This is a genomic window from Globicatella sanguinis NBRC 15551, assembly GCF_001552295.1.
Lineage (GTDB): Bacteria > Bacillota > Bacilli > Lactobacillales > Aerococcaceae > Globicatella > Globicatella sanguinis.
Map to the genome: position 1 here is coordinate 1 of NZ_BCQX01000080.1, position 10,665 is coordinate 10,665.

9 protein-coding genes and 1 other RNA gene are annotated in these 10,665 nt (G+C 34.6%); 6 read left to right on the forward strand and 4 right to left on the reverse strand.

Features of this window, described 5'->3' with window-relative positions; translation table 11 throughout:
* Positions 1–101: 101 nt before the first annotated feature.
* The 5 genes from GSA01S_RS07300 (at position 102) to GSA01S_RS07320 (ending at position 6,997) form a co-directional block, all read left to right on the forward strand.
* Entirely contained in the window at positions 102–1,355 is a 1,254-nt protein-coding gene (locus GSA01S_RS07300) for an AI-2E family transporter (protein WP_066126229.1), read from the forward strand.
* A complete protein-coding gene (locus GSA01S_RS07305; RefSeq protein ID WP_066126231.1) occupies positions 1,345–2,865 on the forward strand; it encodes a DUF5068 domain-containing protein in 1,521 nt (506 codons plus the stop codon). The genes GSA01S_RS07300 and GSA01S_RS07305 overlap by 11 nt, the downstream gene beginning before the upstream one ends.
* Before the next feature lie 189 nt (positions 2,866–3,054).
* Entirely contained in the window at positions 3,055–4,293 is a 1,239-nt protein-coding gene (locus GSA01S_RS07310; protein WP_066126232.1) for a hydroxymethylglutaryl-CoA reductase, degradative, read from the forward strand.
* A 91-nt stretch (positions 4,294–4,384) separates the two neighbouring features.
* Positions 4,385–5,563: a hydroxymethylglutaryl-CoA synthase gene (locus tag GSA01S_RS07315; protein ID WP_083513254.1), complete on the forward strand. Its 1,179-nt coding sequence runs from the start codon at positions 4,385–4,387 to the stop codon at positions 5,561–5,563.
* A gap of 507 nt (positions 5,564–6,070) precedes the next feature.
* Positions 6,071–6,997 carry a LacI family DNA-binding transcriptional regulator gene (locus GSA01S_RS07320; protein ID WP_245631294.1) on the forward strand — a complete coding sequence of 309 codons (927 nt, stop codon included), beginning with the start codon at positions 6,071–6,073 and terminating at the stop codon, positions 6,995–6,997.
* 25 nt (positions 6,998–7,022) lie between these two features.
* Here GSA01S_RS07320 and GSA01S_RS07325 read toward each other — a convergent pair whose 3' ends face one another.
* The gene (locus tag GSA01S_RS07325) at positions 7,023–7,436 is read right to left on the reverse strand and encodes a ribonuclease HI family protein (RefSeq protein ID WP_066126235.1); all 414 of its coding nucleotides are present in this window, start codon (positions 7,434–7,436) and stop codon (positions 7,023–7,025) included.
* A 29-nt stretch (positions 7,437–7,465) separates the two neighbouring features.
* Between GSA01S_RS07325 and GSA01S_RS07330 the strand changes: the two genes are divergently transcribed.
* On the forward strand, positions 7,466–8,437 hold the full coding sequence (locus GSA01S_RS07330) for a hypothetical protein (RefSeq protein WP_066126236.1): 972 nt from the start codon (positions 7,466–7,468) through the stop codon (positions 8,435–8,437).
* 77 nt (positions 8,438–8,514) lie between these two features.
* Here the strand turns inward: GSA01S_RS07330 and GSA01S_RS07335 are convergent, their stop codons facing one another.
* From GSA01S_RS07335 to gpsB, 3 genes are all read right to left on the reverse strand, one after another.
* Positions 8,515–9,642: a THUMP domain-containing class I SAM-dependent RNA methyltransferase gene (locus GSA01S_RS07335; RefSeq protein WP_066126238.1), complete on the reverse strand. Its 1,128-nt coding sequence runs from the start codon at positions 9,640–9,642 to the stop codon at positions 8,515–8,517.
* A 76-nt stretch (positions 9,643–9,718) separates the two neighbouring features.
* Positions 9,719–10,082: RNase P RNA component class B (gene rnpB, locus GSA01S_RS07340), an RNA gene on the reverse strand.
* Between the two features lie 21 nt (positions 10,083–10,103).
* Positions 10,104–10,457: a cell division regulator GpsB gene (gpsB, locus tag GSA01S_RS07345; RefSeq protein ID WP_066126240.1), complete on the reverse strand. Its 354-nt coding sequence runs from the start codon at positions 10,455–10,457 to the stop codon at positions 10,104–10,106.
* Between the last annotated feature and the right edge of the window lie 208 nt (positions 10,458–10,665).

The window sequence follows — 10,665 nt, forward strand, 5'->3', positions numbered from 1 at the left end:
GTTAAAATTTATTAATAAATAGTCTTTAGGTCTTTAGTAGTATCTCTTTTTAGTTAAAATATGGTAGAATAAACATATCGCTTTAGAAAAGGAGGATTTTGATGGATCAACGTCATAAAAAATCAACAGATGCACGTCATCCTTTATTTTGGCATAATTTTTTAAACAGTAAAATGGTTACGACTTTAATGATTATTTTATTAGTTTTAATTATTATTTTCTTAATGACCAAATTAGCTTATATATTTACCCCAGTTTTAACTTTATTCGAAATATTTGGTTTTCCAATTGTTTCGAGTGCGGTTTTATACTATTTGTTTTACCCGATAGTCAATCAATTACATAATCGTGGGATAAAAAAATCGATATCAGTATTTGGAATTTTTATTTTCTTAATTTTAGCAATCAGTTTAAGTATTGGTTCCATTGTTCCGATTGTGCGTGACCAAGTCAATACCTTTATTGAAAATGTTCCTAATTATTACGAAACTTTAATGAAAATATTTAAAGATTTACCATTTTCTTTCAATGATGTATTACCTGAATTAGGCATTGATTTACAGAAGGTATTTGATGGTTTCTCAACTGAAGGTTTTAGCCAACGAATCGATAGTATTGTTTCTTCCACCTTTGGTGGATTAGGAAGTTTTGTTGGAACGGTAACTACCACCTTTACAGGACTATTAATTATCCCAATTTTTACTTATTATTTATTAGTAGACTCCGATAAAATTCCCAAAAAGATTTTATATTATATTCCGACAAGATATCGTCAAGTAGTCAGTCGAATGTTATATCAAGGTAATTACCAAGTCTCTCAATATATTCGTGGACAAATTATTGTGGCAATTTGTGTGGGAATAATATTTGCGATAGGGTATGCGATCATCGGTCTTGAATACGGAACAACATTAGCAGTGCTTGCGGGTCTATTAAATATCATTCCTTATTTAGGATCGTTTATTGCTATTATCCCGGCATTAATTGTTGGTTTAATAACATCACCCATCATGCTGATTAAAGTAATTATTGTGATGGTGGTCGAACAAACGATTGAAGGTCGATTTATTTCACCGCAAGTATTAGGCAATAGTATGCAAATTCACCCTGTGACGATACTGATGGTGTTATTAGCCAGTGGTAAGTTATTTGGAGTAGTAGGCGTGGTGATCGGTATCCCGACTTTTGCTGTCTTAAAAGTAATAGTCTCAGAAATATATTCATGGTACCGTGAAAATAATCCCGCTTATCAAGAGCCAATCGTTGACTATTCAACAGGTAGTACACCCGTGATTGACTCAATGATGCAAACGAAAAATATTAATGAAAGTACAGAGAAAACGGATGAGAATTAAGCAAAAAAAACTCTTACTATTACCGATAGTAGGCATGATACTGAGTGGATGTGACTCAGTTAATCAAAAATACAATCAATTTATTGAACAAAAAGCTGAAGAAAGTACAGTAGTTGAAAGTGAAGAAACAACTGAAGTTTCAGAAAAATTAGTCGATATTCGATTAGTTCCTGAGTTTGTCCAAGTAGAAGAAGCGGTAAAAGCCATTGATAATTTAGAAATAGGGGAAGAAATTTATCGTACTTCACAAACTATTACGCAATCACAAGATAATTTCGATATTTCAGTTAATCAAATGGTGGTTTATGAAGCGAAGTCGGATGATCAAATATTGGGTATAAAATCAACAGATAGTGATGAAGGAGCGATTGTTATCGTTAATGTCGCTATTACTAACAAAACGGCTGAAACTTTCTATTTCCCAATTGATGAACTAAAATTAAGCTATCCGAATGCACCTGTTGCTCGTTTGGCGACCGCAGGATTGTATCCTTTGCAATCAGGGAATTTATATGAAATTTTATTAAGTGATGATCATGGTGCTATCTCGCCAGCCTCCACTGTCGAAGGTTATTTAGTTTATAGTTTAACAAAAGAGGATTTTGAACATATTAAAGAGCAAAACGCTTTTAATTTAACAGTTGTACCACCCAGACTTGATGCTGATAGTATTGTAGGCCTTAGTTCAACCGATTTAGGCTATGTCTTACCTTTATATTTACCTCTCACGGACACGATTGAACAAGAATTAGTTGATAAAAATAAGCAAATTCAAGATCGTATTTCTGCTGAATGGTGGGGACGTAAAGAGATATTAGCGGATGAGATTCTTGAAGAAAAAGACACGGATGGTGAAGTTAATTTTACTTTAAAACGTATTGAAATTTCGAATTTTACCCCAAATGAAAATTATGAAGAATCATTTCAATACTTTCCTAATGGTCAAGTGATTGTTTCATTACAAATTGAAATTGATAATCAATCGGAACATACTTTATTACCTACCGATAGTTTAGTTAACTTAGTCATTAATGGCGATACTATACAAAGTGATTATATCTTAATTAATGAATTATATGGCGAGCATTTAGAGCCGGGTGAAAAAACAACCATCATTAAAACTTTTGCTTTAGATAAATATACGTATCAACAAAATTGGCAAAATCAAGATATACAAATTTATATTCAGGTATCTCCCGATGATTCAATAGACAATCAGGACGCAACCACAACGGTTGAAGAATCAACTGAAGTGGAACAAGTCGAAGAGTTTATGACGGGCGAAGAATCGGATATTATTGTAGAAGATGAAACAGGTGAAGAGACAGTGTTGATGTATGTGGGGAATTTTGTATGGGAACCAAAATTGGTGAAATATATAAACGAAGATTTAGAAGTAGTTGATGAATTAGCATCAGAAGAAGCGGATGATGAGACGACAGAAACGGATAACCTTGATGACGCAGATGCTATTCTAGAAGAAAGTACAACAGAAGCAATGAGTGAATAATGTAATATAATCATAAAATAATATAATGAGATTTTACATGAGGCAGGGCAACATTTTTTATCATTGCCTTGCCTATTTTCTATGGTATAGATAGTGAATCAAAGTGATAGAATACATCGAATAAGATAAGTTTAACGAGTTTCGATATAGAATGATGCCAATTATTACGAAAGAAAAGAGGTTGTATCGATGACTGAAATTAAAGGGTTTTATCGTTTATCACCGGAGCAAAGAAGAAAAGTGTTAAAGAAAAATTTTCCTGATGGTTTTATTGAATCAGATACGCAATTATCGGAAACAACGGCAGATGCGATGATTGAAAACTATTTTCAAAATTATTCCTTACCAATGGGAATTGCGCCAAATTTTCAAATTAATGGACAACTTTATCATATTCCTATGGTGATAGAAGAACCTTCCGTGATTGCTGCTGCTAGTAATGGTGCTAAAAGGGTTGGGAATATTATCACTACAAGTCAGCCACGTGAATTAATTGGGCAGATTATTGTGAAAGAAGTCATAGGCCTTGAACAAGCGACTGCTGTGATTGAAAAAAATAAACACTATTTACTGGATTTAGCTAGATCATTTTCCATCAATATGGTAAAGCGCGGTGGTGGTCCTACTCGAATTTGGACTAAAAATTTTGAATCGTATTTTACCGTTTACCTTGGCTTTAATCCTTGTGATGCTATGGGGGCTAATGCAATTAATCATGTATTAGAAGCACTTAGTGAGGAAGTAGAACAGTTAGTCAACGGCGTTGCTTTAATGCGTATCTTATCTAATTATCAACCCGAATCATTAGTAACGGCTAAAGTTAAAATTCCTATTCACTCTTTAGCTAATAACCATGCAGACAGCCAGCTATTAGCGCAAAATATAGTGGCGGCTAGTGAATATGCCCATTTAGATGTCTATCGTGCCACCACTCATAATAAAGGTATAATGAATGGGATTGATGCCGTTTTAATGGCGACCGGTAATGATTGGCGAGCTGTCAGTGCCGGCGTACATGCTTATGCGAGTCATACCGGACACTATCAATCATTAACTGATTGGAAGATTGAAGAAGATTTTCTAATGGGTAAAATTGAACTACCATTAGCGGTCGCCACAGTGGGTGGAACCTTGTCGGTACATCCACAGGCAAAACAATCATTGGCTTTGTTAGGTAATCCTGATGCACAACAGTTAAGTGAAATTATCGCTGCAGTCGGTTTAGCGCAAAATTTTGCTGCGTTAAGAGCTTTGGTTTCAGAAGGTATTCAAAAAGGTCACATGAGTTTACATGCGCGCCAGTTAGCGATTCAAGCAGGCGCTAATGAGGCAGAAGCTCCACGTTTAATTGAACTTTTAAAAAGACAAGAAAAGGCTATTAGCATTTCGGTGGCTACTGAATTACTTGCAAAAATGCGCCAAAACTGATAATTTTTTTCAAAAGATAACAAATTTTTAAAATAATATGTTAATATACTATAGTGACTTGAAGAAGTGCATCATAGATTAGGAGGATATTGTGAAAGAACTAGAGGTAGGAATTGATAAATTAGGCCTATATGTGCCTAAGTATTATATCGATATGAAAGAATTAGCAACCTATCGTGGTGTAGATCCTAATAAATGGACCATTGGAATTGGTCAAGAACAAATGGCAGTTCCAACCTTAGCTAGCGATGTCGTTGCTTTAGCTGCTAATGCAGCCAACCAAATTATTACTGATGAAGATAAAACTTTAATTGATCAGGTGATTGTCGGTACCGAATCTGGTGTAGACCATTCGAAATCAATTGCGACTTTTGTACATGGCTTATTAGAAATAAACCCTTTTGCTAAAGCGTTCGAAATTAAACAAGCATGCTATGGCGCAACTGCTGCCTTGCAATTAGCCTGCGATTATGTACGTTTAAGACCAGAAAGAAAAGTGTTAGTCATAGCGACTGATATCTCACGTTATGGATTAGATACCAGTGGTGAACCAACTCAAGGGGCAGGAGCTATCGCAATGTTAGTTAGCGCCAATCCAAAAATATTGACCATTCGTCAAGAAAGTTTCATGCATACGAATCATCAATTCGATTTCTGGCGTCCCAATGATTCTGAATATGCAATGGTTGATGGTCATTTTTCAACCAAACTATATCAAGATGAATTTGTTAAAGTATTAGAGCATGTTGAGGCGATGAATCCTTCATTATTAGACCGTATCGAAGCGATGACCTTCCATTTACCGTTTACTAAAATGGGATTAAAGGCATTAAATGCTTACGAAGAAGCCAAAGGATCACATCCTATAATAGATAAATGGCGTTCTCATTATGATGCTTCACGTGTTTTAAATAGACGAGTAGGAAACATTTATACGGGTTCGCTCTTCTTAAGTCTAATATCATTATTAGCTAAAGATGATACCTTATCAGCTGGAGAAACAATTGGCTTATTTAGTTACGGTTCAGGAGCCGTTTCTGAATTGTTAATTGGTCAGTTACAGCCCGATTATCGTCAATATGTTAACTCAGAAATGATTGAACAACATTTAGATCGACGAGATGCTTTAACTGTTGAACAATATGAAACCATCTTTTTAGAAAAGCAGTTAGTCAACGATGGCCAATCAGCACCCTTAACCGCAGATGAAGTTGGTTTTTACTTTGCAGGTATAACAGATCATAAACGTCAATATCGTTATCAAGCATAACAGGGTCTTTATTAATCTTAACAACATATTAACCGCTGAATATCTAGAGTAATAGATAAATTCGGCGGTTTTTATTGGATTGTTAGGTAAGGGGAGTGGGCAAGAAGTAGAAAATGTAATAATTTTCGCTTCGTCTGTCCACCCCCGCACAGTTGGGAGTAGACCAGAACTAGAAAACCAAATAAGTTGTGATTCGGCTTGTTTTCCAGCAGCGTTGGAGTGGGCTTCAAACAAATTTTTAAGACGCTGTTTAATACCACTCACCGCTTGGCTTTTAATGAGCGCGTAATAACTTGACTGAATTTATCAAATTTATGCCTGTCTTATTAAAGGTAACATCTATTGATGTCATTTCAGTTGATGAGAGTCTATTTTCATTGAAAATAGATGAAATTTTCATAAGATAATATTCTGTTTCAAAATAATGAAGGGTAAATGACTTTTTTTAAAATTTGGGGTATAATTTAATAGAAAAAGGAGGGGATTCTCATCGTAACCTTAAAAGATGTGGCTAAAAAAGCAAATGTATCTAAAATGACTGTATCACGAGTGATTAATCACCCTGACTTAGTAACAGACGAACTAAAGGAATTAGTTCATAATGTTATGAAAGAATTAGGGTATAAGCCTAACACAGTAGCACGCGCCTTAGCACAAAATAGAACAATGGTAGTAAAAGTCTTGATTTTAGAAGAAATGGATAGTACAGAGCCTTATTTCATGCATTTAATTAATGGTATTGCGAAAGGTTTGGACCAATATCATTATGCATTACAATTAGTAACTGAAAATACTTATGATTTAGGACGCTGTGACGGTTTTATTATTTCAGGTATGACTCGTGAAGATTACGAATGGGTAAAAGAAATCAAGGAGCCTTTGATAATTTTTGGTGAAAATGATATAAACTTACCTTTTGTCGATTCTGATAATGAACATGGCGTTGAAAATATGACCCTCTATGCATTAGAAAAGGAATATGACCATTATATATATGTAGGCATCGATGTACCGGAATTATTTGCAGCTAATCGTGAAAAAGGGTTTGAAGCAGCAATGGCTACTCGACCAGAAAAAGGTCATGAAATTTATAAAGTAAAAAATTCTTCAACAGCAGCAGAAGCAATGGTTGATGGTTTAGAATATTCTAAGAATACCTGTTTTATTTGTGCTACGGATCGCATTGCCGTCGGAGTACAACGTGCTATTTTGAAAAAAGGGAATATTCCTGAAGATTATGGTGTCACTGGTTTTGATGGTGTCTTTCTTGATCGCATTGCTTCACCGAAAATGACCACGATGAAACAAGAAGTTGAGCAAATGGGTCGAGCATGTGTGGAATTATTAATGAAGAGAATTGATGGCAAAAAGTTGAAAAAAACTGCCAATTATTTCGATGCGCATTTAGTTAAGAGAGAAACTTTACGCCCATAAGATATCGAAAGGCAGTCACTTATTATTATTTTTTTATTGCTTTAATATGCTTATGTAAGACAGATTTAGCCAGCTGATCAGCGGCTAAATTTTGTTTTTCAGGAATCCAATTGAAAAAAATTAAAGGGAAGTTTTTCTTTAAAGAGAGGATTTTGTTAAGATAGGGTTGATAACGTTCATCTTTTACATACTCTTTTTCAATGGAACTGATGACGATTTTACTATCACTATAAATTTGGCACAATTGTTCCTGTAGCTGTTGTTGTATCAGTTTTTCAAGGCATAATATCATAGCTTTAAATTCGGCTTGATGATTGTCTTCTATTTGAGGTACAAACTCACTAAATTGAAAACGTTCATTGCTTTGATGATAAAGTGTCACAATTGCCGCCATTTTTTTATTAGGATCAAAAGCCGCATCTGTATAAATTTTGACCATTATATACCAACTTTCTGAAAGGAAATCATATGTCTGATATTATCAATTTACCAAATAATCATGAAAATTTCTATCGTAAAGGTGTTCAATCTTTGGAGAAGGGCGACTTTGATAAGGGATATGACTTTTTTAAAAAATCTTTAGCTCTTTCTTTTGAGCAAGAAGTGTTTTTAGAATTAGTTCATGCTTGTCTTATTTTTAATAAACTAGAAAACTTGATGGCTGTTTGGGAACAATACTATCCACAGACAGACGATATCTTTAAAGACGAAGCCCTTGTAAAGATGTACGTGGAGTCCATGGATTTAATGATACCAGTTGATAAACGTTTATTAAAATTTACTCAGCTAAAACAACAATTGATTCACCAAAATTTTGATTTAAATCAAATCAACGAAAAAAATGAACGCTATCAAAACTTAAATCTACTTAAATTAACCGTAGAAGAATTAGTCAGTGAGGGGACTGTTGATCAGTGGTTAACCGCTACATTGGCTAAAGGGCAATATCATTTATTAACGCAGTTAAAAGAACTTTATTTATTAGATTTTTCATTAGTCCAACCTCTCTATCAAGCTATTTTAGAGCATCCAGCTGTCTTTAATTATTTAAAAGCTGATATTGTACATTATTGTATTTTTCATCAAATTGATGCTTCATTTAATTGGTATTGGTTTAGCCATTCGAAAAACGTGTCGATTAATGAATTAGTCGCTTACCATCAACAAAGCTTTTATCAAGAAGGTTTAAAACAAATAGAGCATTACTGTAATAAAGAAAATCCTCATTTAGAAGAAACCATCAAGGAACAGTTTCGTTTACAATATTTCGGATTATTTCCATTTTATGATGATTTGGCTTTAACGAGTCATCAATGGATTGATTTTTTACTCTATTCAATGGGGTTAGAAGAGTCGGCACCGAGTAACATTAATCAATTTAGTTATCAATTATTGTTACGCAACCAACAAGAAATTATGTTATTGTTTTATTTAGATTAATTAAAAAATCCATTTAGTCCCGTCAGAACCGGCGAATCATACCGGGTTGGGTACTAAATGGATTTTTTTTAAAAAACTTATTTTACCGTACTCCAAAACTGATAATAATCAACTTTCAAAGCACCATTATATAATTTTCGTTTTTTCGTTGCTTTTTCACCATAATAGGTTTCAAAGTTTTCATCGCTCGTTAAAATATATTTACTCCATGTTGGCATTTGACGGTAAATGTTTCCCATTTGACGATAAAGTTCATGAACCTTCTCTTCATCTAACAAACGGTCTCCATAAGGTGGATTTGCGATTAAAATGCCAAATTCTTTATCGGGAACGTAATCACTCAATTGCATTTGTTTAAATTGAATACTGTCCGCCACACCAGCTTCAAGTGCATTTTGTTTGGCGATTTCAATCATACGGTGGTCAATGTCAGTGCCTAATAAATCTAATTGGCGATCGTAGTCGGCTAAACTTTCTGCTTCATTGCGTACATCTTCCCATACTTCAGGATTTAATAAAGTCCATTCTTCAGCTGCAAATGAACGGTTAAAGCCTGGTGCAATATTGTGTCCCATTAACGCTGCTTCAATTAAAATCGTACCAGAACCGCAAGTAGGATCATATAAAGGACGGTCAGGATGCCAAGTAGTGAGCATGATTAGTGCAGCAGCCATATTCTCTTTTAATGGGGCGCCACCTTTATCAATTCGGTAGCCACGTTTAAATAAACTAGAGCCACTCGTATCAAGTGTTATCATCACATGATCTTTATTAATGGCTACTTCAATAGGATATTTTGCTCCCGTTTCAGCAAGGGGAGTGCGACGATGATAGTATTCCATTAAACGTTTTGCAATCGCCTTTTTAACAACACGTTGACAATTAGGAACAGAATGTAATTTTGATTTTTGTGATTTACCACTGATTGGAAATTCTGCATCTAGTGGTAAGATGTCTTCCCATGGTAAAGCATAGGTTTGATCGAAGAGTTGTTCGAATGTTGTGGCTTTAAATTCACCAAAAATAATTTTAATGCGATCAGCCGTTCTTAACCAAAGATTGGTGAAAGCAATATCGCGTGCATTGCCATCAAATCGTACGCGTCCATTTTCGGTTTGAGTCTGGTAACCATGTTTTTTTAATTCTTGATTGACCAGCGATTCGATTCCAGCAGCAGCCGTTGCTAGTAAATGGTAATTTTTCATGTGTTCTCCTTTGTTTTGTCGACAATTTACAAAAAGGGCAGGACAATGTCCCACCCTCAAATCCTATAAAGCAAATTTTTATAAGCCATGTTCTGTCACTCGATTTATCCTAGGCAGATAAATCGACGGGTAACCATCTATCTACACTTTCGTGTCTTCTTCTTCCGTTCATTTACGTATAGAAGAAGCGCCCCTACCAAAGTTTGGGTTGCTCGCTCGAGGGGTTTACCAACGTTCCACTTTCATCGTTTCCAATGAAACTCGTCACTGTGGCACTTTCAAGTATACTAACACATAGTCCGTAGACCTTAGTGCGTTTTACTGCCGTCAATTAAATTGCCTTAGCTTATGGTTTCGCTAAGCACGAACACTACACGCATCTCAGCGTGTGCGAGCATGGACTTTCCTCAACTAATTGTTAGCCGCGATTACCTAAAATTTGCTTAGTTAACTTTCTCATTTTATTTGTTTACTTGTGAATAGTCAATGGTATTATCAACATTATTTATTTTTGAGCCAAAAACATGCTTTTCTAAGTTAGAAAGACGTTTTAAAATATCAAAATTGGTCACGCCACTACCTGGTGTAGTTGGGGAAGTCTTTTTGTTTAAGGCTAATTGTTTTGTTAACTCATCAACTTTACCAATTAAACGTTCATTCTCAATTTTTAATTGAGTGACTTCTTTTTGATATGAATCATAGTCGCGGATAATACTATCTAAGTATTCGTCCACTTCAGCTGTATTATACCCTCTCATTGCACGGGTAAATTCTTTTTGTAAAATATCTTTTGCTGTTAAATTTTTTTCTGCCAAGTATATCACCTCTTAATATTCAATCCAATTTTATTATACAACATTAAGAATCATTTGAGTTAAAAATGAGAATTTTTTTAAAATTATGGCGGTAAAAAAATGCCATATAATCTATATTATGCCATTCATTGTCGAAAATATCTAGTAAAGAATAAGAAAAGTAATTAAAATAATTCTTAAAGCTAGCTTTTTATTGAATCTTGGATAG